Genomic DNA, 24,530 nt, shown 5'->3' with positions numbered 1-24,530 from the left:
TTGGAAGCCCCATCTTCCGATAAAAGAACAGGATAAAGGAGCACGATCATGGGATCTGTGACCACCATCGAAGCCAAGTACGCGACGGCAATTCGCGGTGCTGCGCTCACCGCCAGCATACCGGTCGAAGGCATGACCTGCGCATCCTGCGTGGCGCGCGTCGAAAAAGCCATCCGCGCGGTCCCAGGTGTGACATCCGCCTCCGTCAACCTTGCAACGGAACGAGCCGACGTCCGGTTCGATGGTACGACCAAGACCGCCGACATCGTCAAGGCGATCGAAAACAGCGGTTATGGCGCCGCTGAAGAATCGATTGAGCTGGCAATCGAAGGCATGACGTGCGCCTCCTGCGTCGCTCGCATCGAGAAGGCGCTGAAGGCGGTGCCCGGTGTGACACAAGCCAGCGTCAACCTTGCGACCGAGCGCGCCTCCGTGCGGCTCACCAAGGGCATTGCGACGTCTGCCAGCCTCGAACAGGCCGTGCGCGCGGCCGGCTACGACGCCAGGCGCATCACCGGCGACGAGAGCACCGACGAGGAAGCAGAAAAGCGCGAGCGCGAAGCGAGGCGCCTCAGCCGATCACTGCTGATCGCCGCGGCTCTGACGCTGCCGATCTTCGTCCTGGAGATGGGGTCGCATTTCATCCCGGCCGTGCACGACTTTGTCATGATCAACATCGGCATGCAGGAGAGCTGGTACCTGCAATTTGTGCTGACGACGCTGGTACTCTTCGGTCCGGGCCTGCGCTTCTACCAGAAGGGCATCCCGGCGCTCCTGCGTCTCGCGCCGGACATGAATTCGCTGGTCGCCATCGGCACCGCTGCCGCCTGGGGTTATTCGGTCGTCGCCACCTTTGCATCCGGGCTGCTGCCAGAGGGTACTGCCAACGTCTATTATGAAGCCGCCGCCGTCATCGTCACGCTGATCCTGCTCGGCCGGGTGCTGGAAGCCCGCGCCAAGGGCCGCACCTCCGAGGCGATCAAGCATTTGATGGGCCTGCAGGCAAAGACGGCCCGTGTCGTTCGCGACGGCGAGACGATCGAGATCGCGCTTGCCGACGTTCATGCCGGCGACACCGTGCTGGTGCGACCCGGCGACCGCGTGCCGGTCGACGGTACCGTCGTCGAGGGCAATTCCTATGTCGACGAATCGATGATCACCGGCGAGCCGGTTCCCGTCGAGAAAATCGCCGGTGCCGACGTGGTCGGCGGCACGATCAACAAGACCGGCTCCTTCACCTTCCGCGCCACCAAGGTCGGTGCCGACACGGTGCTGGCGCAGATCATCCGCATGGTCGAACAGGCCCAGGGCGCCAAGCTGCCGATCCAGTCGCTGGTCGACAAGGTGACAGCCTGGTTCGTTCCGGCCGTCATCGCCATCGCCGCCATTACCTTCGCGATCTGGCTGATCTTCGGTCCGGATCCGGCGCTGAGCTTTGCGCTCGTCAACGGCGTCGCCGTGCTGATCATTGCCTGCCCCTGCGCCATGGGTCTTGCGACCCCCACCTCGATCATGGTCGGGACCGGCAGGGCGGCCGAAATGGGCGTGCTGTTCCGCAAGGGCGAAGCCTTGCAGACCCTGCGCAACGCCCAGATCATTGCTGTCGACAAGACCGGCACGCTCACCAAGGGCCGGCCGGAGCTGACCGACCTCGACACCGCCCCCGGATTTGAACGTGGCGACGTGCTAGCATTCGTGGCTGCCGTCGAAACCCGGTCGGAACATCCGATCGCCGAGGCGATTGTCGAGGCCGCGAAGGCGGAAGGCATCGCTATTGCAGCGCCTGCCAACTTCGAAGCCGTGCCCGGCTTCGGCGCCAGCGCCACCGTCAACGGACGCAGCGTCCATGTCGGCGCCGACCGGCTGATGGCCAAGCTCGATCTCGACGTCTCGATGTTTGCCGACCAGGCAGCCCGCCTCGGCGCGGAAGGCAAGAGCCCGCTCTATGCCGCAATCGACGGCAGGCTTGCGGCCATCATCGCCGTTGCCGACCCGATCAAGGAAACGACGCCGCAGGCGATCCGCATGCTGCACGATCTCGGCCTCAAGGTGGCGATGATCACCGGCGACAACCGTCGAACCGCAGAAGCGATCGCCGCCAAGCTCGGCATCGACGAAGTCATCGCCGAGGTGCTGCCCGACGGCAAGGTTGCCGCCCTGAAGCGGCTGAAAGCCGGCGGCCGTGCCGTCGCCTTCGTCGGTGACGGCATCAACGATGCGCCAGCGCTTGCCGAGGCCGATGTCGGGTTGGCAATCGGTACCGGCACGGATGTCGCGATCGAAAGCGCCGATGTGGTGCTGATGTCCGGAGATCTCCTGGGCGTGCCGAACGCGATCGCCCTGTCGAAGGCAACGATCCGCAACATCAAGGAAAACCTGTTCTGGGCCTTCGCCTACAACGCGGTCCTCATCCCGGTTGCTGCGGGCGCTCTCTACCCCGCCTATGGCCTGTTGCTGTCACCGATCTTCGCCGCCGGTGCGATGGCGCTGTCGAGCGTCTTCGTGCTCGGCAATGCGCTTCGCCTGAGGAGTTTCCGCGGCGTCGTCGCGCAAACGCCCGCGACGCGATAACAGCACACCTCTCCCCGGCGGCTCGCCCACATGGTGCCTGCCGGGGAGAGTTCCTATATTCGATACGAATACAAGCGCTCCGCGCACCGCTCGAAAGGTGAAGTCATGAACATCGGCGAAGTCGCACGCGCCTCCGGCGTTTCGACGAAGATGATCCGCTACTACGAAACGATCGGCCTCATTCCGCCGGCCGACCGCAGCGAGGCCGGCTATCGCAACTACGGTGACAACGACGTCCACACCCTGCGCTTCATCCGCCGATCCCGCGATCTCGGTTTCACCGTCGAGCAGATGGCCGATCTGTTGACGCTGTGGCGCGACCGCTCGCGCGCCAGCAGCGAGGTCAAGAAGATCGCGCTCGAGCACGTCGAAATCCTCGAGCGCAAAGCCGAGGAATTGAAGGCGATGAGCCGTACGCTGAAGCACCTGGCCGCCAATTGCCACGGCGACGGCCGGCCGGATTGCCCGATCCTCGACGATCTCGCCGCCATGGCGACCGAACCGGGCAAAGCTCCCGAGCCGGCACGCTTCGGTCCGGCCGGCCTCGAGCCGGTCCGCAACCGCCGACGGGCCTAAGAACTTGGGCCAAGGCTCACGCATTCGTGAGCCTGAGCTACGCCGGTAGCATTGACAGGAATCGAGAGCGTTTCTACGGATTGATGATGGAAAAGGCACGACATGCATATCAGCGTCTGCTGACGATGCTCAAGTTGGTGACGATGCTGTCGCTGGCCGTGTTGCCCTTTTCCACGGCTGCCGGCATGACCCACGTTGCCTCGCATGCGGCGATGCAAATGCACGCAGCAACGCAGCCGGATGCCTCGGTCGATACAGCGACCCTAAGCGAGCATTGCCCGAGCGCCGACAGCAACAAGACGAAACCGATCAGCGACAGCGGCAAGGCCGACAAGAAGGACTGCTGCAAGACGTTCTGTGCGTCCGTCGCCGTTCTTGCCGATGCCGGCGAAACCCGCTTCGGCCTGCCACGCTCCACATTGAACGCCGGGCTGCAGTCGCATCTGAGCCCCGGCGACCGTGCCGGTCTGCACCGCCCTCCAAGAACCTGATTTCGTGAACAGCTGACCGCATCTGCGGTCAAGGTCTTGGCCTGCCCGGCTTTGCCGGTCGGACGCCGATATCCGTCATTCACATTTCAGGTCGTACCATGAAACGTCTGTTTCCCATGGCGCTCCTGCCCATTCTTCTGGGCGGATGCGCAACCACGATGCCTGCCGAGGTCACAAGCCTCGCCGATCCCGCGGAAAGCTCCGCGAATATTAATAACCAGACCTACAGAAGCCCTGTCGCCGGTTACGTCCACCGTGAGCCGGTCGGCCCGAAGCGCTGGGTTCCGCTCAACGACGCGCAATCTCCCGTCAAGGGAGACGCCTCATGACCATGCGGAAGTTCAAGCTTGCAGCGACCATCGGCCTGCCGCTGGTCCTTGCCGGCTGCGCCACAAACGCCGAATATTCGGCTGGGGATGCCGGGTTCACGGCCGTCGAGGCCAAGGTCGGCGCCGGAACGGCGAAGCGCAGCGTCTGGATTCAGAACCGCGAACAGGCCGCAATGGCCGAAGCGCAGGTGAAGGCACTGCTTGCGCGCAAATCGGTGGATGCCGATACCGCTATCCAGATCGCACTGCTCAACAACAAGGGCCTGCAGGCGGCCTATGCGGATCTCGGCGAAGCCTCGGCAGATGCCTGGCAGGCAACCATGCTGCTCAACCCGACGATCTCGATCGGCACCACCGGGATCGGAGCGCCGGAGCTTCAAGCTTACCGCGCCATCGAAGGGCTGATCACGACCAATATCCTGGCGCTGATGACGCGGGAGAAGACCATCGCTGTTGCCGACGCCCGCTTTCGCCAGGCACAGCTCGCCTCAGCCCTGCAGACGCTTGCGCTTGCCGGCGAAACCCGGCGCGCCTGGGTTGAGACGGTCTCGGCGTGGGAAACTGTGGCACAGCTCAACCGGGCGCAGGCAGCCGCCGACGCAGCTTCCGAACTCGCAGCCAAGCTCGGCGAGACCGGCGCCATGGGCAAGGCCGACCAGGCCCGCGAGCATGTGTTCAATGCGGAACTCGCCGGCCAGGTGGCAGAGGCGCGTCTCGCCGCCCGCCTTGCGAAGGAAAACCTCACTCGGAAGATGGGACTTTGGGGAGCGAATGCCGACTACCAGGTACCCAACCGGCTGCCCGACCTGCCGAAGGCGCTTTCCCGCCGGGACAGCATCGAGGCTGAAGCGCTCAAGCGCCGTGTCGATTTGCAGATGGCGCGCCTGGATCTCGAGGCGGTAGCAAAGTCCTATCGGCTGACCGAGGCGACACGCTTCGTCAGCGATCTGACGCTCGTTGCCGGTGCGGAAGCCGAACGCGAGCGCGAAGACGGCGACACAAAGTTCGAGACAACAGGCCAGGTGGAGCTGGAGTTCACCATCCCGATCTTCGACACAGGCAAGGCCAGTCTGCGCAAGGCGGAGCTGGCGCACATGCGCGCAGCAAACCAACTTGCCGAGAAGGCGGTCAACATCCGGTCTGAAGCGCGGTCTGCCTACCAGGCCTATCGATCGCGCTACGACATCGCCCGACACTATCGCAACACCGTCGTACCGTTGCGCACGAAGATCGAGGAGGAAGCCACTCTCAGCTACAACGGTATGATCACCAGCACCTTCGAACTGCTCGCCGACAACAGGTCTAAGGTGGACTCAGTGATCCTCACCATCAATGCCAAACGCGATTTCTGGCTCGCCGACGCCGATCTGATGACGGCCATTCATGGCGGCGGCGCAGCGGCCGACGCAGGCGCGGATTGAAAGGGACGATGACCATGTTCAACAGACGACAAATCCTTGGCGCAGGCGCGGCACTCGTTTCCACCACAGCCTGGGCACAGACCTCGAACTCCGGATTGCCGGAAGCGGAAGGCATGGACAATGCCGCCACGCAGAAGCCGCTCGTGCCGACGAGTGGGCCGGACTACAATCCGGTCGTCACGCTCAACAGCTGGACCTTACCGCACCGGATGAACAATGGTGTCAAGGAATTCCACCTCGTCGCCGAACCGGTGGAACGCGAGATGGCCGAAGGCATGACCGCCTATCTCTGGGGCTACAACGGCCAGTCCCCCGGCCCGACCATCGAGGCGGTCGAGGGTGACCGGGTGCGCATCTTCGTCACCAACAAGCTGCCGGAGCACACCACGATCCATTGGCACGGCATGATCCTGCCGTCCGGCATGGATGGCGTCGGCGGGCTGTCGCAACCGCATATCCCGGCAGGCAAGACGTTCGTCTACGAGTTCGATCTCGTGAAATCCGGAACCTTCATGTACCACCCGCATGCCGACGAGATGGTGCAGATGGCCATGGGCATGATGGGCTTCTTCGTCATCCATCCGAAGGACCCGGCCTTCATGCGGGTCGACCGCGACTTCGTCTTCCTGCTCAACGCCTATGACATCGACCCCGGCACCTATGTCCCGCGCATCATGGAGATGACGGACTTCAACATGTGGTGCTGGAACAGCCGCATCTTTCCGGACATCGATCCGCTGGTCGTTGCCAAGAACGACCGGGTGCGGGTGCGCGTCGGCAACCTGACGATGACCAACCATCCGGTCCACATGCATGGATACGATTTCGAGGTGACCTGCACCGATGGCGGCTGGGTTCGACCCGAGGCCCGCTGGCCGGAGGTCTCGATCGACATTCCGGTCGGTGCCATGCGCGCCTACGAGTTCGACGCCAAGTATGAGGGCGACTGGGCGATCCATTGCCACAAGTCGCACCACACGATGAATGCGATGGGCCACGATGTCCCGACCTTCATCGGCGCCGACAAGACTGCGGTCGCGGCGAAAATCCGCAAGATCAAGCCCGACTACATGCCCATGGGGACGGCTGGCATGGCCGACATGGGCGAAATGGAAATGCCGCTTCCCGACAACACGATCCCGATGATGACCGGATGGGGTCCGCACGGCGCGTTGGAGATGGGCGGCATGTTCTCGGTGGTGAAGGTACGCGAAGGCATCTCCGCCGGGGATTACAGCGACCCCGGCTGGTACGAAAACCCACCGGGAACACAGGCCTGGGAATGGACCGGCGCGCTGCCGGAAACAACCCGCGCCACCGATGCCAAGACCGTGATCACGCCGCCTCCCGCAAAGAAGGGCTGACCGCAATGACCTCTTCCAATGCAAACAAGGAAACCAAGATGAAGACGACACTTTTCGCACTGGCGTTCATCGCCGCTTCCTCGCTCGCCTCGCCGATGCTGGCCAGCGGTTCGCACGCCGGCGGACATGACGCCATGTCGATCGGAGAGCCCGGCGACGCCAAGAAGGCGACCCAGACCGTGCGCGTGACGATGAAGGAAACTGACGACGGCAAGATGATCTTCACACCGGCAACCATCAAGGTCCGCCAGGGGCAGACCGTGCGTTTCGCGATCAAGAATGTCGGCGAACTCGAACATGAATTCGTCCTCGACGACAAGGCGCAGATCCAGGAGCACAAGGTGGCGATGGAGAAGTTCCCGGACATGGAACACGCCGATGCGAATGCCATTCGGCTTGAGCCGGGCAAATCCGGCGAGATCGTCTGGACCTTCACCAACACCGGCACCTTCGAATTCGCCTGCCTGGTGCCCGGCCACTATGACGCCGGCATGCACGGGCCGCTCGAAGTCGTGAAGAAGTGACTGTAACCAGTTGAAAGGATGATACTATGAAAACGCTTATCACATTGTTTGCAGTCCTCGCGCTCGCCGCGTCTGCCCAGGCAGCCGAGTTCACCAAGGGAACTGTCAAGAAACTGGATGCCTCCGCCAAGAAGGTGACGATCGCCCACGAGGACCTGAAGAACCTCGACATGCCGGCCATGACCATGGTGTTTCGTGTCAAGGATGAGGCCATCCTGGCAAAGCTCAAGGAAGGGGCCGCAATCGAATTCGTCGCCGACCGCGTCGATGGCAAGCTGACAGTGACCGAGATCAAGTAATCAGACGCCCAAGGCCCGGTATAAGGAATTCCGGGCCTTGGGCGACCAGGCAGAACAGACAGGAAAGGAGCGTTCGATGTTGAACCTCAAACGCAGACATTTCATCGCCGGTACGATCATGAGCATGTCGATGCTGATATCAGGCATGGCGATCGCAGCCGGACCGATGACGGTCTACAAGGATCCGCAATGCGGCTGCTGCGAACAATGGGCCGAAGCGATGGAAGCGGCCGGCTTCAAGGTCGACATCCGCGACGAAGCCGACATGACGCCGATCAAGACCCGGTTTGGCGTTCCGGCCGACATGGAGGGCTGCCACACTGCCGTCATCGACGGTTATGTCGTCGAAGGGCATGTGCCGCTGGAGGCCGTGCAGAAGCTTCTGACCGAAAAGCCGGATGTGGCAGGCATTGCCGTGCCGGGCATGCCGGCAGGCTCGCTCGGCATGGGCGACGACCCCAAAGCGTCCTATGACGTCTACACTATCGCCAAGACCTCGGGCGCAGCCGCGACCGTCTATTACAAGGTGCGACCGGCGCAATAGCGCCGGTTTGACTGGGCAGATTGAACCGTCAGGCGGCGCGCCAGGCGCCGTCTTCCTCTTTGGTCAGCAACGGCGTGCGGAACACACCGACGACGCGGTCCGGCCAATGCGGCGCGAGGTCGGCCAGGGGCTGTCGCCACCGCTCGGTCTGCAGCATGGCGGCGCCGATCGCGACCGGCTCGACGCCACAGGCCTGCATTAGAGTCAAACCCGCCACGATCGACGTGCCGCTGGAGATGACGTCGTCGACGAGCACGACGCGCTTACCCTCCAGTAGCGGCAGCATGCGCGGATCAACATAGAGCCGCTTCTTCTGGTCGGGCGTGGTGATCGACGACAGCGACACGGAGAGATCGTCGACGTACCAGAATTTGCGCGACGTGCCGAGCGGCACGTAGCGGGCATGGCCGAGCTTGCGGGCGACGGCAGCCGCGAGCGTCAGCCCCAGCGTCGGCAGGCCGGCTATCACATCCGGATTGAACGGCGCCAGCCTTAGAGCAAGTTCCGTTGCCAGCGTCTCCTCGACGGCAAAACTCGCCTGGTTGACGATCAGCGAAGCCAGCGCGTGCCTGCCATCGGAGAGCTGCCGGATCGGCAACTGGATCTGGCGACCGTCATCAAGCGTTGCCGGGAAGAAATCCCGATAACCGCTTCCAGTCTCGAAACTTTTCGGCGGAAACACATCCTGCCAAAATTCATGCGGCTGCATCGATACGGTCCTCTTCTGCGCCACAAAGGCATCGAACGAAAGGCGATGAAAACGCCGGCGCACTGTTCTGGTTCCGGCGGTTTTCGTCTATACCGTTTACCACTTCGATCAAACCGAAAGGGCGCCCCGGCCGACGCAAATCTGGGGAATTCGACGGCCCTTCTCCGACAGACATGCAAGGAACTGCCTGACAATGCGCGTGCCAGATGGGATCATCAACGACCTGCCCTTCCTCACCGAATTCCGCCGTGATCTGCACGCCCATCCCGAACTTGGCTTCGAGGAAGTCCGCACCAGCGATCTGGTGGCCAAAATACTTGAAGAGGCAGGACTTAAAGTCCACCGTGGGCTCGGAAAAACCGGCGTCGTCGGCACGCTGCAGATCGGCAACGGCACGCGCTCGATCGGCCTGCGCGCCGATATGGATGCACTGGCCATGCCGGAGATAGCCGACCGGCCCTACAAATCCAAGGAAGCCGGCAAGATGCATGCCTGCGGCCATGACGGTCACACGGCCATGCTTCTGGGTGCCGCCCGCCATCTCGCCAAGACGCGCAGTTTTTCCGGCACGGTCCATTTCATCTTCCAGCCGGCCGAGGAAGGGCGTGGCGGTGCCAGGCGCATGGTCGAGGACGGCCTCTTCCAGCTTTTCCCCTGTGATGCCGTTTACGGCCTTCACAACATGCCCGGTCTCGACCCGGACGAAATGGCCGTCGTGGCAGGACCGCAGCTCGCCTCGTCCGACAGCTGGCGGCTGACCTTCCGCGGTGTCGGTACCCATGGCGCCAAGCCGCATCTGGGCCGCGACCCGGTAACGGCGGCCGGCACCTTCCTCGCCTCGCTGCAATCGATTGTCGGTCGCGTCGTCGATCCGCTGCAGCCGGCCGTTGTCAGCGCCTGCTCGGTGCGCGCCGGCGACCCGAAGGCGCTAAACGTCATTCCCGATACGGTCGAGATCGGTGGCACCGCGCGCGCCTATGCCTCTCACGTTCGCGATCAGCTCGAGGAGGAGATCGGTCGTCTGGCCCGCGGCACTGCCGAGATGTATGGCATCAAGGTCGACTACGCATTCGAGCGTCGTATCCCGCCGGTCGTCAACGATGCAGATGCGAGCGAACGGGCGCTGTCGGCAGCCCGCGCCGTCTTCGGAGAAAAGACGCGGACACAGTTTCCGCCATCAACCGCCGGCGACGATTTTGCCTTCTTCGGCCTGGAAGCCCCCGGCTGCTACGTCTGGCTTGGCAACGGCCCAGCCGTCGACGGCGCGCTTCACCACAACACCGCCTATGATTTCAACGACGACGCGATCGGTCCCGGTGTCACCTTCTGGACGACATTGGTGGAACAGGAATTGAGCGCTTCGGCGGATCTCTAAACTTCGAACGCAACCCGCTCAGCGCGTATCCGCACGCGTGATTGCTCTGAGCGGATTGCGCCCCGGGAAAAGGCTATGCCAGAAACGGTGGCTGCCGGCCTGCCGCACCGCCGAAAGGTTTTGGCCGCCGGCACTGACAAAGACTGTCGGACTGTTGGACTGGGCACACGGGATTTCGCCAATGCGGCGAACGGATAAATTGCCGTGATCAATTGTGTGCGTGGCAGGGCGACAAACGTCGCCCCGCTTGATGCCTCAAAGAACTTCGAGAACCGGGCTTTCGAGAAGCTTTCCCGTCAGTACATCGGCTATGCCGCGATCGGTCTGGTGCGGGCCGGCGTTGCAGGCAAGCGTCGCTCCGAAACAGGCCTTGAAGACGAGATAGGGCGGCTGCCAATCGACGATCCGCCCGACAGCGTCGCGCAGGCGCGCAAAGCCGGACGATACTTCGGCCAGCGGCGCATCGGAAACCAGGCCGCACAGCGGCAGCGGCAGGATCGCATCGACCTTGCCGGCAGATGCCACGGCCATGCCGCCGCCGGCGGCAATGACGGCATTGGCAGCCACCATCATGTCGTGGGCGTTGCCGCCGAAGACCGTCAGGTTGTGGCTGTCGTGGGAGACAGTCGTTGCAAAGGCGCCGCGCCATTCTCCCCAGCCGGTGAGCAACCCGACACGCGGCCTGCTGTCGCCGCGGCCGTGGCGGTGGGCAACGGCAATCAGCGTCGCGCCTTGCGGCGGAACGACGAAGCCGCTCTCGACATCGGCCACGACCTCGCCCCATTGGGTAAAGCGCGGGCGATCGATCGTGGCGACACGGACCTTCTCGCCCGTTGCCGGAATAGCGAAGTCGGCCTCGCACAACGGCTCGATCTTCATCGTATCGGCAAGCGCCTGAACATCTGCCTTCGGCGCAGCGTCGATCATCCGCCCTTCAACGGCAACCTGCTTGCCGCCGGCAATCACCGCGCGGGCGCGTAACTCCTGTAGATCGTCGAAGATCGCGATATCCGCCCGCCGTCCCGGCGCAACGAGACCTAGGTCATTACGCCCGAGGCGCTGAGCGGCGTTCAGTGTGGCGGCGCGCAACGCCCATTCCGGCTTGAGCCCGTAGCGCACCAGCCGCCGCACCACATCGTCAAGACCGCCGAAACGATCGAGATCATCGGGGAAGACATCGTCGGTGCAAAGCGTCACGGTCTGCGGCAGGTGGCCGAGCGCGTTCAGCGCCTCGACGAATTCTGGCAGAAGATGATCGTGAGAGCCGCGCAATTCGATCGTGAGTCCGGCGCGGAGCTTCGCCGTCAGATCGTCGGCGGAAACCAGTTCGTGGTCCGAACTGACGCCCGCGGTCACGAAGGCCTGCAGGTCGGAGCCGGCAAGGCCGCGCGCATGGCCGTTGACCGGCTTGGCCGCTACCAGTCCCGCCTGGACGATCGCGCGCATGCGGGGATCGCCTTCGATCACGCCGCGCATGTTCATCATCTCGGCGATGCCGCCGATCTCGGGCCAGGCGAGCATGGTGGCGATGGCATCGGCGTCGAAATCTGCGCCTGCCAGTTCAAGGCCAGGCGCGGACGGCACGCTCGACGGTGCGAGCAGCACACAGCGCAGCGGCAGGTCAGCGATCGCATCCGCAGCCCAGCGGACGCCAGCGATGCCGCTGACATTGCCGAACTCGTGCGGATCCCAGACAACAGTCGTGACACCGCGCGGCAGCACCGCGTCAGCGTAAGTGGCGGGAGTCACCATCGAGCTTTCGACATGCATGTGCGTGTCGATGAGTCCCGGCGACAGGAAGGCGCCTGAGGCATCGACGATATCTGCAGCATCGCTGCGGCTACCCGGCGCATGCACGCTGGCAATCACCGAACCGACAATGCCGACGTCAGCTGCGCGCCGCTCGCCGGTGACCATGTCGACCACGACGCCACCGGTGATGAGCAGGTCAAATGCGGCTGCCCCTCGCGCGGCGGCAACGGCGCGCGCGCGCAACGTCGCATCCATCAGGTCCATCGGCTCCTGCGGGCGCGTCACTTCGCGGCTTCCTTCATCAGGGCGCCAAGGATCTGCGCACGCGCCGTTTCCGCATGTACGTCGGTTGCGTACTCGGCATTGAAGGCAGCGTGGCTCTCACGGGTCTCGACCACGGTGCGCCCGCGGGTGAGCGCGCCGGCAAGCTCCGCGTCTATGCGCGCCTTGCGGAAGGAAATCGCGCCCGGATTAACGAATGCGACGGCGGCGCAAGGGTCGTAGATCGCCATGCCCGGCCGCCCGCGGCTGGTGCCGATCGACACGTAGCCAGACAGGAGATCGGCGATCAGCGCGGCGTTGACGCCACCGGCGGCACGAATGGGCGCGATATCATCGGGATAGGCGAAGACCTTGCGGCATAGGTCGAGGTCGACCATGCGCAGCGGCAGGTCGTGCGCCAGCACGATCGCCAGTGCTTCCGGGTCGGCAAAAGCGTTGAATTCAGCGGATGCCGTGTGGTTGCCACTGGTGACGCCACCGCCCATCCAGGTCAGATCGGTGATCTTCGCGGCCAGATCCGGGCGGGCGAGACACAATGCGGCAAGGTTGGTCAGCGGACCGAGCGCCAGGATCCGGCGGGGTCCGTTGCCCTCCTCCAGCCAGCGGCAAAGCGCGTCAAAGGCATCGCTCGCGGGAAGCGGCTCGGCCGTCGGCAACGACAGGCCGGCGGTCGGCATGCCGCTCTCGCCCAGAATCCGTTCCGCCGTTTCGAGCTTGCCGAGAACCGGCAAGGCGCGGCCCTCATGAATGGGAAACGTCCAGCCGAATGCCATCGCCGCACTGGCAGCGTTGCGTCGCACCTGCTCCATCGGCGTATTGCCGAAGACGAGCGAGATGCCGTCAATCACCTCATTGGCGTGGAGAACGACGAGCACCGCAGCGATGTCGTCGAAACCCATGTCGGTATCGATCCAGATTCCCATTGCCGGTTACCCGAACCGCTCAAGCCGCGCCGCCCTGGCAACCGGCAGGTCGAAGGTGAGCTCGGTGCCCGGCTGATGCGCGGCAAGGCCCGCATCCTCCTCGGCCTTGATCGCGCCGAGCGGCGTGTCGAGCAGATATTCGCGGGTGCTTCCGGAGAAAGAAGCTCCGCGCACAGTGCCTTGGAAAGGACCTGAACCAAGGGTCACCATGCGCGGACGCCACGCAAGCCCTGCCGTGTCAGGCGGCAGGGATTCGGAAAGGGAAATCGCGCCATTTGCGGCTTTGAGCTTGCCGCCTTCGACGGCAAAGATGTTCTCGAAGCCGACGAAATCGGCAACGAAGCGGGAAACCGGCCGATTGTAGATGTCTTCCGGCGTGCCGATCTGCTCGATCGCGCCGTTCAGCATCACCACGATCCGGTCAGCAAGCGACAGCGCCTCGCCCTGATCGTGGGTGACGAAGATCATCGTCACGCCGGTTTCCTTCTGCACGCGCTGCAGCTCGGTGCGCATCTCCAGTCGAAGGCGGGCATCGAGGTTCGACAGCGGCTCGTCGAGCAGCAGGACCTTCGGCTCCATCACCATCGAGCGGGCAAGAGCCACGCGCTGTTGCTGGCCACCCGAAAGCTCGGCCGGCTTACGCGAAGCGAACTTGGACAGGCCAACGGATTTGAGGCCGGCGGTGACGCGCGCCTCGATGTCGCTTGCCGGCAGCTTCTTCAGGCGCAGGCCAAACGCAACGTTTTCGAACACCGTGAGATGCGGAAACAGTGCGTAGGACTGGAAGACCAGGCCGACCGACCGCTTGTTGGCAGAGACACGGGTGATGTCGACGCCGTCGAGGCTGATGCGGCCAGATGCCGGCGTCAGCAGCCCGGCGATCGAGCGCATCGTCGTCGTCTTGCCGCAGCCGGACGGACCGAGGAATGCCATCAGTTCGCCCTTGCGGATCGACAGGTCGAGGTCCTTCACCGCAACGGTATCGCCATAGGCAAGCGTCAGTTTTTCGAGGCTGAGGAAGGAAGCGTCAGACATAGCGGGAAAATCCTAGGAAGCGTTCGGCAAGGAAGACGATGCCGATGGACATGAAGGCGAGCAGCGCAGACAGGGCCGCAACCGACGGGTCATAGGTGATCTCCATGTAGGAGAGCATATCGATCGGCAGCGTGCGCACGCCGGGCCCGGACAGGAACAGCGAGACCGGCACCTGGTTGAAGCTCGTCACGAAGCCGAGAATGAAGGCGGCAAGGATGCCGCTGCGGATGTTCGGCATCACCACCCGGAAGAAGGCGCCAGCGCGCGAGGAGCCAAGCAGCACCGCCGCTTCCTCGATATCGGAGCGCAGGTTGTTGAGGCTGGCCGAGACGACGCGCACGGCATAGGGCAGCACCAGCGCCGTATGCGCGAGGAACAGCGCCAGCGTGATGTTGAAACCGAAGGGCACGACGATGTAGCGCAGCAGCGCCAGGCCGACGATGATGCCCGGTACGATGATCGGCAGCGACACGATCGTGCGGATGGTCTCGCCGAAGGGCAGCTTGTAGCGCGACAGCGCGTAGGACGCGGGAATGCCGAGCACCAGAGCCATGGCGGTGCCGCCAATGGCGAGGAGCATCGACACGGCGAAGCTCTCGCGGAAGCTTTCGACCGTGAAGACCTTGGCGACCCACTTCAGCGAAAAACCCTGCGGTGGAAAGGCCAGGGTCTCGCCACCCGACAGCGATGCCGCGACAATGATGAAGAACGGCCCGATCAGGAAGGCGACAACCAGAAACAGGACAAGGGGCGAAAAGATGCGGGGGGTCATCGCTTGTTCCTCGCGGTGGCGAGCCGTTTCAGAAGGAGATTGGCAGCAAAGCTCATGACGATCAGGATGAAGGCAATGACACTTGCCGAGACGAAATCATTGGCAACGGTGACGCGCTGGTAAAGCAGCGTCTCGAGCATCAGCACCTTGGAGCCGCCGAGGATCGCAGGCGTGATGTAGGCCGTCAGCGAACCGGTGAAGACCAGCGTCCCGCCGATGACGAGACCTTCCTTGGTCAAGGGAAGGATGACCTTCCAGAACACCTGGAACCAGTTGGCGCCGAGCACGCGCGCCGCCGGGATGGCGTCCTTCGGCATGTTCTCGAGGGCGCTGATCAAGGACAGGATCATCAGCGGCAGGAACAGCTGCAACAGGCCGATGAACACGGCCGTTTCGGTAAAGAGAAAGCGGATCGGCTCATCGGAAAGACCGATGAGCTGCAGCGCCTGGTTGACGATGCCGGTGCGGCCGAGAATGACGATCCAGGCATAGGTTCGCGCGACTGACGAGATCATCAGCGGCAGCACGACGAGGCCGATCATCTGCCCTTTGCTGCGCGGCGAAAGATTGACGATCGCAAAAGCTGCGGCATAGCCGATCACGGCGGAAACGACTGTGACCATCAGCCCGAGCCGGAACGTGCGCAGGAAGACGGTGCGGTTCAGCGGATTGGTGAAGAAGTCGACATAGGCGGACAGCGACCAGCTGTCGGCGCTGCGAAAGCCTTCGGCGAGCAGAATGACGACGGGCGCCAGAAAGACGATCGCCGCAAACACCGCCGCCGGCAATGCGAGCGCCAATGCCTCGGCGCGGTTCTGAAACATCCCTCGTCTTCCTTTCGTGACGTTCATGCGTCGCGGGTTCGGCTCGGTTGGTCGAGGGCCCCGCGGGATCGCCCCCACCCTTGGGGATGGGGGCATTTCTGGATTGTGTTACTGGCCGACCTGGGCGTTCCACTCGGAGAGCCAGGCTTCGCGATTGTCGAGCGCGACATCGGACGGAATGAGCTTGAGGCTCTTCACGGTTTCCTCGCCATAGGTGAGGTTTTCTGCGATCTCGGGCGCAACCTTCACCTCCTTGTTGGAGGGGCTGTCGACCAGCTTTTCGGCAAGCGCCGTCTGGATTTCCGTCGAGAGCCAGAAGTCCATGAATTCCAGCGCCAGGTCCTGGTTCTTGCCGCCCTTGGTCAGGACCATCACGTTCATGCCGCCGGTCTGGCCTTCCTTGGGGGTTGCCCACTTGATCGGCAGACCAAGCTTGGTGAAGCCTTCCCAGGAGAAGCGGCCGATCGGAGCGGCCCAGATTTCTTCCTGCTGCATCAGCTGCACGAGCTGCGAAGACTTGACGTAGAAGGTGACGATCTCGTCCTTCTTGGCGCCGACGGCAGCGATCGCTTCCTTCAGGTCCGGCGTGTTCTTGCCGATCGCCTCACCGACCATGTAGAGCGCCGGCGGGCCCTGGTTGGTGGTGACGTTCGGGAAGGCGACGTGGCTGGCGTTCTTCTCGTCGAGCAGGTCTGCCCAGGAGTTCACTTCCATCTTGTCGGAACGATAGACGATCGAGGTGGCGTAGAAGGTGTAGCCGACGCTCATGCCGTCGCCGTTCGGGTCCTTGGCGATGTCATAGAGCTTGTTGAAGTTTGTGAGTTTGCTGTTGTCGATTTTCTCGATCAGGCCGGCACGCGAGGCCGAGAGCGCGTCAGCCATGGAGACGACAGCCATGTCGACGACAGGGCTTGCCTTGTTGGCTTCCATCTTTGCCAGGCGCTCGACGCTGTTGCCGGTCTCGACCACCAGCTTGCAGCCACACTTGGCTTCGAAGGGGGTGTAGACCAGCTCCTTGAAGGCGTCCTGGGCGAAACCATAGACGGAAATGGTCAGCGTCTTTTCCTGGGCGGAAGCGGCATTGGCGCCGATGAGCAAAAGCGCGCTGGAAGCGAGCAGGATCTTCTTCATGACTGGTGTTCTCCTTCTGGGGCGGTGGTTCTGGCTGGGGCCGTGGTTCCGGCGTTGGCAATCGTCTGAGGCTGAAACTGTGTGGTCGGCGGCGCGGCGCTCGATTGCCGCACGACCAGCTGCATAGGCACTTCGGCGTTTTCGGCGGTCACCGGCGCACCGATGCCGGCGTCGGCCGGATCACGCTCGCCGATCGCCTTCACCAGCGCCTCGACGGCAATCGCGGCAATTCGCGTCATGTCCATGCGCGCCGTCGTCAGCGCCGGCGTTACCACCGGCGACCAGATGAGATCGTCGAAGCCGGTAACGCTTGCCTTTTCCGGCACGTTGATGCCGGCACGCTGCAATTCGGTCAGCGCCCTCAGTGCATGAAGATCGGAGACGCAGGCAAACGCGGTGAAACCTTCGGCCACCTTCTCGGCAAGACCGAGCGGACAGCCCTTGCCCGCTTCGCGCTCGAGCGGTTCAATCCAGAGGATTTCGACGAAGGCGGCCTCACCAAAGGCCGAGCGAATGCCGCCGATACGGTCGTTCTGCACGTTGGAAGCCGGATTGTTGCCGATGACAAGAACGCGCCGGTGCCCGAGCGCCTTCAGATGCTCGGCGATCTGCCGGCCACCGCCCCAGTGATCGGCGGCAACCGTGTTGCCCGGCGTCGATGGAGTATCGATGACAGCGACGGGACAGCCGACATCGGCGATGCGCGTGCCGCGCCGGGGCACGATCACCATGCCGTCGACGTCGCGGTCGATCAGCCGTTCGATGGCCTTGGTCTGGGTGGCGACGTCGCCGCGGGAGTCGGCGATCAGAACACCATAGCCGGCCGAAGACGCGGCAAGCTCGATCGCCTGTGCGATCTGTGGGAAGAGCGGATTGGCGATATCGGGAAGGACGAGACCGAGGACGGCGGTGCGGCCAGTGCGAAGCGCCCTGCCCGCCAGGCTCGGCACATAACCGAGCTCTGCGGCAGTTGCGCGGATCTTCTCGGCGAGTTCGGCGGAGACGCGGCCCTTACCGGAAAGCGCGTTGGAGACCGTCGCCGCGGAGACGCCCAGTGTTCTGGCAATCCTCGTCAGTTTTGGTCCGGAACGCGCCAAGGCCGTGGTTTCCGCTATCGGTGATTAAACGATTAATCATGCGATATATCAGAATCTCGTCACTGTCGAATCCTTTTGCCGGCTGTCGAATAATTTGTGCTTCTTGTCGCGCCCGATCTGTGGACAGACGACGCAACTCGCCCTCATTGTCGCTGGGCCCCGACCCCTTCCATTCGCGCGGGCAGCCGATTAAGTCTGAGGAAAACGGCGGGGCAGCATCATGACCTTTCAACGACGGCGTCGGATCATCAAGCGCCAGCGAACCGGCACAGCGCTTCTCGTGGTGGCGCTCATTTCCTTTCTGGCCGGAATGACTGATGCGATCGGCCTTTTGACAGTGGGCGACTTCGTCTCCTTCATGAGCGGCAACACCACGCGTGCCGCGACAGCCGTCGCCGACGGCAACATCCTGCGGTCGCTCATCCTTCTCGGCTCGCTCGCGGTCTTCGTCGTCGGCAATGCCATGGGAACGATCGTCGCAAGCCGGCTTCGCGCCGTCGGTGTTCTGTGCAGCGTTACCGTCATCCTCGCCGTGGCCGCAGCCGGTGGCGACCATCTGCCGAATGTGCTGCGCTTCTATCTCATCGTCCTTGCCATGGGCGTCGTGAACGCCTCCGTCGAGCACATCGAGGGACTGCCTATCGGCTTGACCTATGTGACCGGCGCCCTCTCCCGTTTCGGCCGCGGCCTGGGCCGATGGATCATGGGGACGGGCAACATACAATGGACGATCCAGATCGTCCCCTGGATCGGTATGCTTGGCGGGGCCATCGTCGGCGCCGTATTGGAACATCGATTCGGGCAACTCTCGCTTTGGGCGCCCGCGATCCTGGCCGGGCTGCTGTGCATTCTGGTCCTGACGATTCCGGCGCGCTGGTCGAAGCGATACGCGCAACGATAATCCCGTCGATGCATCCTCCATGGGAGGAACACCCTTCGCCTGCCGGCGCCAGCCGCAGGTGCAAATTTCAACTTTGCGCGACAAAACGAACCAAAATTCCCACTAAATTACTAGGGAATTTGTATGATGCACCGCAACCGCCCGATGTGTACATTCGGATGGCAAGCGCGATAGCGCGTGATGAGCATTTATGCAGGAGTTAGGGAAATGACTGGCAACACGATCGATTTGGGTGGACTTTCAGGGAATGGCCGGAAAGGCGGGCGCTCGATCCTTGCCTCTGCAGCCTTGGCCATGGTTCTGTCGACGAGCACGGCAGCGCTCGCGCAGGACGCAGGCTTCAACCCGGATGCCTCCATCGTCGTCGGTTCGCTCTATGAGCCGCAGAACCTGGACAACACTGCAGGCGCCGGCCAGGGCATCAACGAAGCCTTCAACGGCAATGTCTACGAAGCGCTGTTCACGCTGACCGACGCGGGCGACGTCGCGCCCGGTCTCGCGGCCGAACAGACGATCAGCGAAGACGGCCTGACCTACACCTTCAAGCTCCGGCCGAACGTAACCTTCCATTCCGGCGACCCGCTGACGGCCAAGGATGTGAAGCACAGCATCGAGCGCGTTGTCGCGCCGGACTCCAAGAGTTCGCGCAAGAAGAGCCTGGCAACCATCAGCGAGATCCAGACGCCCGACGACCAGACTGTCGTGGTCAAGCTTTCCGCCCGCTCGATCTCGCTTCCCTACAATCTCAGCTACGTCTGGATCGTCAATGACGCGGCCAAGGAACTGAATGCCAGCGAAGACGGCACAGGCCCCTACCGCCTGGACGAATGGCGCCGCGGCTCCTCGCTGGCGCTGACGCGCAACGACAAGTACTGGGGCACGGCGCCCACCAATGGCGAAGTCGTCTTCCAGTACTTCACCGATGCGACCGCGCTCAACAATGCGCTGCTGACCGGCGCAGTCGATGTCATCACCAGCGTCCAGAGCCCGGATTCAATCGCGCAGTTCAAGGACAACCCTGATTTCACCGTAACTGCCGGCCAGTCGACCACCAAGGAACTGCTGGCGTTCAACGACCGGGTCGAACCCTTCAACAACGTCAAGGTTCGCAAGGCCATCGCCCGCGCGATCGACGATAAGAAGCTGCTGGAGTCGATCTGGGGCGAGTACGGCACGTTGATCGGTTCTTTCGTACCGCCGACCGATCCCTGGTATGTCGACCTCACTGCCGTCGACGCCTATGACGTCGAAAGCGCCAAGGCGCTCTTGAAGGAAGCTGGCTTTGCCGACGGCTTCTCGTTCAAGCTCGACACACCGAATTATGACCCGCATCCGATCGTTGCCCAGTTCCTGCAGAGCGAACTGGCGAAGGTCGGCATCAAGGTCGAGATCAACGTCATCACCGCCAATGAGTGGTACACCAAGGTCTACAAGGCGCATGACTTCCAGGCGACGCTGCAGGAGCATGTCAACCATCGCGACATCGTCTTCTACGGCAACCCCGACTTCTACTGGGGATACAACAATCCGAAGGTTGTCGACCTGATCAAGGAATCCGAAGCCGCCGCAAACACCGACGAACAGACGGCAAAACTGACCGAGGCGAACCGCATCATTGCCGAGGACGCAGCCAGCAACTGGCTCTACCTCTATCCGCAGATCGTGGTCTCGAGCTCGGCCGTTACCGGCTATCCCGTCAACGGCCTGAACTCGCAGTTCTTCGCCTACAACATCAAGAAAAGCGGGAACTGATCCCTCGTTTTCCAGAGCATTTCCAGGAAAAGTGCGAAGCGGTTTTCCGTCAGGAGATGCGTAAAAGCAAAAGACAGAGCGCTTCCGCTTAAGTCGGAAGCGCTCTGAGTTCTCCGTTGTAACGACGCGCTGATGAAGGAGCCCCAAGCGATTTGGGGCTCCTTTGCGTTGCACGTCAGTCCGCTTCACTGCGCCGACAACAGCAACGCAAGGTCAGATCATTTTCGCCCGCATTTGCGACTGCTCCCCGCGCCGGCTCGGATGCCCGAAGTGCAGTGCAGCGTTTGAAACCCGCCGGATCATTTCCGCGGAAATCGATGCTCATTTCGGGGACAATGCAGTAGCGTCACGGTTGTTTTTGTGCAAAAGCCAGCACTGCCGGCCTCGGGCGTCACGCCTGTCGGACGAAAGGAATCCTGCCATTCTCGCCTATATCCTGCGCCGATTCGCCATCTTGATCCTGTCGCTGCTGATTGCTGCGGTGGTGCTGTTTGTGTTGCTGCGTCTGCTGCCGGGCGACCCTGCGAACGCCCTGCTCTCCGTCGGTGCCGATCAGCAACAGATCGAGGCGGCGCGCGAACAGGTCGGTTCCAACCTGCCGCTCTGGGAGCAGTTCCTGCGCTTCGTCGGAAGCCTCGCCCGCTTCGATCTCGGAGCTTCCTTTGTCAGCGGCAAGCCCGTTGTCGAGGAAATTGCCACGCGCCTGACCGTGACGGTGCCGCTGGCGCTGCTCGGTTTCGCGCTCGCGATCGCCATCGCCGTTCCGCTTGGCATCCTCTCGGCCGTCAAAGCCAATCGCTGGTATGGTGCGGCCATTTCGACCGTGTCTCAGCTTGGCATAGCCATACCGGTCTTCTGGGTCGGCATCCTGCTGGTGACCGTCTTTGCCGTCAATCTCCGGCTCTTTCCCTCCGGCGGCTACCCTCGGCGCGGTTGGCAGAACGAGGGCCAGGTTCTTTACGCGCTCGCGCTGCCGGTTTTAACGATAGGGCTCGTCATGGCAGCCTCCCTCATCCGCTACATTCGATCTGCGACGCAGGACGTTTTGGGTAGCGACTATCTGCGAACCGCCCGAGCGCTCGGCGCCAGCTTCTCGCAAGCCTTGATCCGGCATGGCATTCGTAACGGCGCCGTGCCGATCGTCTCGATCCTTGGCATCGAACTTGCAACAACCCTGCTCGGCGCCGTCGTGGTCGAGCGGGTGTTCGCCCTGCCCGGCCTCGGCTCGATGCTGCTGCTTGCAATCGAGCAGCGCGACTACCCGAACGTCCAGGGCGTGTTGTTCATCTCGACCCTGCTGGTGCTGCTGATCGGCTTCGCCGCTGACCTGCTCCAGCGTGTCATCGATCCCCGTCTGCGCGAACGGGCGACGGGAGCTGCAACATGACCGCATTGGACCTTTCATCGGATCGCCCCGCCCGCAGACATTCGCTGGCGCTCTCGATCGGGCTTGCCCTCGTCGGCCTCAATGTCGCGGTCGCGATCCTCACCCTGTTCTGGACGCCCTACGATCCGCTCAATGCCTCCGGCGGTCGTCTCGAAGCGCCGTCGTTGCTCCATTGGGTCGGCACGGACCGGCTCGGCCGCGACTACCTGACGCAAATCATGATCGGCGCCAGAACGGCCTTGATCGTCGGCACCGGTGCGGTTGCGATCGGCGCCTCGATCGGCGTGACGCTCGGCATTCTCGCTGCTTTCGCCACGCGCCTGCTTGACGATGTCATGGCCGCCACGCTCGATATCCTGATCGCGTTTCCGACGCTGCTGCTGGCGATGCTGGTCGTTGCCGCGAGCGACAGTGCCAGCCTATGGTCGGCGATCCTGGCGCTCGGCCTGGCGATTTCGGCGATCGTCGCCCGTTTGACCCGCATCCTCGCAAAGCGCGTGCTGCGTCAGGACTACATCATCGCGTCGCGGACCTCTGGCACCTCCTGGCCGGGCGTCGTCGTGCGCCATGTGCTGCCCAACATCTGGCCGACACTCTCGGTCAACTTCGCTCTGCAATTCGGCCTGGCAGTGATCGCGGAAGCGTCGCTTTCCTATCTCGGCCTTGGCGCACCGCCACCCAACGCCTCCTGGGGCAGGCTGCTGCAGGAAGCTCAAGGCACAGTCTATACCGCCCCCGTCGGCGCAATCGCGCCGGGCATTGCCCTTGTCGCACTGGTCATCGGCATGAACCTCCTTGCCGATGGCCTACGGGATGTCGGCGACCCGACACGCGGGAGATCACGATGAGCGCCTTGCTTTCTGTTCAGGGCCTGACCGTAAGTACCGGTGGCAAGACACTGGTTTCGGACGTGTCCTTCTCCATCGGCTCCGGCGAACGCATGGGATTGATCGGCGAATCCGGTTCGGGCAAGTCGATGACCGCGATGGCCATTACCGGGCTTTTGCCGGCGAACATCTCCGTCACTGGCTCGATCATGCTTGATGGCCAGGAGGTGGTCGGCACGGATGACAAGCATCTGAACCGGCTTCGTGGGGTTGCAACCGCAGTCGTCTTCCAGGAGCCGCTGACAGCGCTCGACCCCCTGATGAAGATCGGCAAGCAGATTGCCGAACCCGTCCGCCGCCGGCTCGCGCGCGAGCAGGGACGCGTGACGCGACTAGCGGTCGACCGCGAAGTGCTCGACCTGCTCGACAAGGTCGCGCTGCCGCAGCCGGAGCGCATTGCCAACGCCTATCCGCACGAAGTGTCGGGCGGCCAGCGCCAGCGTGTGGCGATTGCCATGGCGCTCGCCTGCCGTCCAAAACTTCTGATCGCCGATGAACCGACAACGGCGCTCGACGTGACCACGCAGGCCGAAATCCTCAAGCTGCTCGATGGGCTGGTTCGCGAAACCGGAATGGCGCTTCTCTTCATCAGCCATGACCTGCCAGTCGTGGCCGAAGTGGTGGAACGGGTGATGGTGCTTCGCGACGGGATCGCGGTTGAAGAGGGCGCCGTTGCCGACGTCTTCGGCAATCCGTCTCATGATTATACACAGACGCTCGTCGACGCCGCACGTGTGTTCGACGAGGCCCTTGGACGGACGGGATCCTGATGCTCGACCTGCGGAATGTGAATTTCGGCTACTCCCGCCACCGCAAGGTTTTGACCGATGTGTCGTTCAGCGTGCGTGCCGGCGCCAGTGTCGGCCTGGTTGGCGAGTCCGGCTCCGGCAAGACAACACTGCTGCGGTTGCTGCTTGGGCTCGGGCGGCCCACCAGCGGCACCATTCGCTTCGGTGACGATGCGCTCGATCCGGCCGATGGCGCATTCATGCGCAGCTACCGGCGCGCGGTGCAACCGGTCTTCCAGGATCCTTACTCCTCGCTTGATCCGCGCCAGAAGGTGCTCGACATCATCGCCGAGCCGCTGCAATCGCTGCGCATCCCCGGACCGCACAAGGACGCGGTGGCGCAGGCGCTGGAGGCCGTCGGCCTGCCGCTCGACGCCATTCAGCGCTATCCGCACGAATTTTCCGGCGGCCAGCGCCAGCGCATCGCAATTGCACGCGCCATCGTCGCACGCCCGCAGATCATTCTTGCAGACGAAGCGGTCAGCGCGCTTGATCTGTCGACCCGCATCCGCATCGTCGATCTGTTCAAGACCCTTTCCGCAACGCTGACGCTGGTGTTTGTGTCGCACGACCTCGGTGTCGTCGCAGCACTTTGCGAGGAGATGGTCATCCTCGAAAAGGGACAGGTGGTCGAGAGCGGTAAGACGCGCGATATCCTGGCAGCACCGCAGCATCCCTATACACAGCGGCTGCTATCCAGCATCCCGCGGATGCCCGCATGAGCCTTTCGCCTCGATAGCCTTTCGTCAGGTCACGAATCTGCCGGCAACGACCATATCGTCAACAAACAGAATAC

The 24,530-nt window shown here is 63.0% G+C and carries 24 protein-coding genes; 16 read left to right on the top strand and 8 right to left on the bottom strand.

Annotated elements, in window-relative coordinates:
• The first annotated feature begins 48 nt into the window (after positions 1-48).
• The 9 genes from AC1Q80_RS25960 to AC1Q80_RS25920 all read left to right on the top strand — a co-directional run bounded on the left by AC1Q80_RS25960 (position 49) and on the right by AC1Q80_RS25920 (position 8,119).
• Entirely contained in the window at positions 49-2,571 is a 2,523-nt protein-coding gene (locus AC1Q80_RS25960; RefSeq protein WP_492362284.1) for a heavy metal translocating P-type ATPase, read from the top strand.
• A gap of 105 nt (positions 2,572-2,676) precedes the next feature.
• Complete coding sequence (cueR, locus tag AC1Q80_RS25955; RefSeq protein WP_173423070.1) at positions 2,677-3,147, top strand: Cu(I)-responsive transcriptional regulator; 471 nt, start codon at positions 2,677-2,679, stop codon at positions 3,145-3,147.
• 86 nt (positions 3,148-3,233) lie between these two features.
• Complete coding sequence (locus AC1Q80_RS25950) at positions 3,234-3,638, top strand: hypothetical protein (protein ID WP_173423071.1); 405 nt, start codon at positions 3,234-3,236, stop codon at positions 3,636-3,638.
• Between the two features lie 98 nt (positions 3,639-3,736).
• Complete coding sequence (locus AC1Q80_RS25945; protein WP_492362283.1) at positions 3,737-3,967, top strand: hypothetical protein; 231 nt, start codon at positions 3,737-3,739, stop codon at positions 3,965-3,967.
• The gene (locus tag AC1Q80_RS25940; RefSeq protein ID WP_492362282.1) at positions 3,964-5,388 is read left to right on the top strand and encodes a TolC family protein; all 1,425 of its coding nucleotides are present in this window, start codon (positions 3,964-3,966) and stop codon (positions 5,386-5,388) included. Before AC1Q80_RS25945 ends, AC1Q80_RS25940 begins: the two co-directional genes overlap by 4 nt.
• Before the next feature lie 14 nt (positions 5,389-5,402).
• Entirely contained in the window at positions 5,403-6,752 is a 1,350-nt protein-coding gene (locus AC1Q80_RS25935) for a multicopper oxidase family protein (RefSeq protein ID WP_492362281.1), read from the top strand.
• Between the two features lie 38 nt (positions 6,753-6,790).
• The gene (locus AC1Q80_RS25930) at positions 6,791-7,276 is read left to right on the top strand and encodes a cupredoxin domain-containing protein (protein WP_209790027.1); all 486 of its coding nucleotides are present in this window, start codon (positions 6,791-6,793) and stop codon (positions 7,274-7,276) included.
• Between the two features lie 26 nt (positions 7,277-7,302).
• Entirely contained in the window at positions 7,303-7,575 is a 273-nt protein-coding gene (locus AC1Q80_RS25925; RefSeq protein ID WP_173423076.1) for a copper-binding protein, read from the top strand.
• A 76-nt stretch (positions 7,576-7,651) separates the two neighbouring features.
• Entirely contained in the window at positions 7,652-8,119 is a 468-nt protein-coding gene (locus AC1Q80_RS25920; protein WP_173423077.1) for a DUF411 domain-containing protein, read from the top strand.
• Between the two features lie 28 nt (positions 8,120-8,147).
• Here AC1Q80_RS25920 and AC1Q80_RS25915 read toward each other — a convergent pair whose 3' ends face one another.
• Positions 8,148-8,828: a phosphoribosyltransferase gene (locus tag AC1Q80_RS25915; RefSeq protein ID WP_492362280.1), complete on the bottom strand. Its 681-nt coding sequence runs from the start codon at positions 8,826-8,828 to the stop codon at positions 8,148-8,150.
• Positions 8,829-9,021: 193 nt separating this feature from the next.
• Here AC1Q80_RS25915 and AC1Q80_RS25910 point away from each other — a divergent pair, with 193 nt between their 5' ends.
• Positions 9,022-10,203 (top strand): M20 aminoacylase family protein, encoded by a 1,182-nt coding sequence (locus AC1Q80_RS25910; protein WP_492362279.1) that lies wholly within the window; start codon positions 9,022-9,024, stop codon positions 10,201-10,203.
• A gap of 255 nt (positions 10,204-10,458) precedes the next feature.
• Here AC1Q80_RS25910 and AC1Q80_RS25905 read toward each other — a convergent pair whose 3' ends face one another.
• The 7 genes from AC1Q80_RS25905 to AC1Q80_RS25875 form a co-directional block, all read right to left on the bottom strand.
• Positions 10,459-12,219: an adenine deaminase gene (locus tag AC1Q80_RS25905; RefSeq protein WP_492362369.1), complete on the bottom strand. Its 1,761-nt coding sequence runs from the start codon at positions 12,217-12,219 to the stop codon at positions 10,459-10,461.
• 17 nt (positions 12,220-12,236) lie between these two features.
• On the bottom strand, positions 12,237-13,160 hold the full coding sequence (locus tag AC1Q80_RS25900; protein WP_492362278.1) for a nucleoside hydrolase: 924 nt from the start codon (positions 13,158-13,160) through the stop codon (positions 12,237-12,239).
• A 6-nt stretch (positions 13,161-13,166) separates the two neighbouring features.
• Complete coding sequence (locus AC1Q80_RS25895; protein WP_492362277.1) at positions 13,167-14,195, bottom strand: ABC transporter ATP-binding protein; 1,029 nt, start codon at positions 14,193-14,195, stop codon at positions 13,167-13,169.
• Positions 14,188-14,967: an ABC transporter permease gene (locus AC1Q80_RS25890; RefSeq protein ID WP_209790034.1), complete on the bottom strand. Its 780-nt coding sequence runs from the start codon at positions 14,965-14,967 to the stop codon at positions 14,188-14,190. The genes AC1Q80_RS25895 and AC1Q80_RS25890 overlap by 8 nt, the downstream gene beginning before the upstream one ends.
• On the bottom strand, positions 14,964-15,791 hold the full coding sequence (locus AC1Q80_RS25885; RefSeq protein WP_492362276.1) for an ABC transporter permease: 828 nt from the start codon (positions 15,789-15,791) through the stop codon (positions 14,964-14,966). Before AC1Q80_RS25885 ends, AC1Q80_RS25890 begins: the two co-directional genes overlap by 4 nt.
• A gap of 108 nt (positions 15,792-15,899) precedes the next feature.
• A complete protein-coding gene (locus AC1Q80_RS25880; RefSeq protein WP_492362275.1) occupies positions 15,900-16,922 on the bottom strand; it encodes an ABC transporter substrate-binding protein in 1,023 nt (340 codons plus the stop codon).
• Positions 16,919-18,019 (bottom strand): LacI family DNA-binding transcriptional regulator, encoded by a 1,101-nt coding sequence (locus AC1Q80_RS25875; protein ID WP_492362274.1) that lies wholly within the window; start codon positions 18,017-18,019, stop codon positions 16,919-16,921. Before AC1Q80_RS25875 ends, AC1Q80_RS25880 begins: the two co-directional genes overlap by 4 nt.
• A 220-nt stretch (positions 18,020-18,239) precedes the next feature.
• Between AC1Q80_RS25875 and AC1Q80_RS25870 the strand changes: the two genes are divergently transcribed.
• The 6 genes from AC1Q80_RS25870 to AC1Q80_RS25845 all read left to right on the top strand — a co-directional run bounded on the left by AC1Q80_RS25870 (position 18,240) and on the right by AC1Q80_RS25845 (position 24,456).
• The gene (locus AC1Q80_RS25870) at positions 18,240-18,920 is read left to right on the top strand and encodes a YoaK family protein (protein ID WP_492362273.1); all 681 of its coding nucleotides are present in this window, start codon (positions 18,240-18,242) and stop codon (positions 18,918-18,920) included.
• A 294-nt stretch (positions 18,921-19,214) separates the two neighbouring features.
• On the top strand, positions 19,215-20,672 hold the full coding sequence (locus AC1Q80_RS25865) for an ABC transporter substrate-binding protein (RefSeq protein ID WP_492362368.1): 1,458 nt from the start codon (positions 19,215-19,217) through the stop codon (positions 20,670-20,672).
• 433 nt (positions 20,673-21,105) lie between these two features.
• Positions 21,106-22,059: an ABC transporter permease gene (locus tag AC1Q80_RS25860; protein ID WP_345791092.1), complete on the top strand. Its 954-nt coding sequence runs from the start codon at positions 21,106-21,108 to the stop codon at positions 22,057-22,059.
• Positions 22,056-22,907: an ABC transporter permease gene (locus AC1Q80_RS25855; RefSeq protein ID WP_492362272.1), complete on the top strand. Its 852-nt coding sequence runs from the start codon at positions 22,056-22,058 to the stop codon at positions 22,905-22,907. The genes AC1Q80_RS25860 and AC1Q80_RS25855 overlap by 4 nt, the downstream gene beginning before the upstream one ends.
• Positions 22,904-23,716 carry an ATP-binding cassette domain-containing protein gene (locus tag AC1Q80_RS25850; protein WP_173423090.1) on the top strand — a complete coding sequence of 271 codons (813 nt, stop codon included), beginning with the start codon at positions 22,904-22,906 and terminating at the stop codon, positions 23,714-23,716. Before AC1Q80_RS25855 ends, AC1Q80_RS25850 begins: the two co-directional genes overlap by 4 nt.
• On the top strand, positions 23,710-24,456 hold the full coding sequence (locus AC1Q80_RS25845; protein ID WP_492362367.1) for an ABC transporter ATP-binding protein: 747 nt from the start codon (positions 23,710-23,712) through the stop codon (positions 24,454-24,456). The genes AC1Q80_RS25850 and AC1Q80_RS25845 overlap by 7 nt, the downstream gene beginning before the upstream one ends.
• Positions 24,457-24,530 lie beyond the last annotated feature (74 nt).

Source organism: Ensifer sp. GW823-FHT05D09, assembly GCF_058795755.1.
This window is presented reverse-complemented; position numbering and strand designations above follow the sequence as displayed.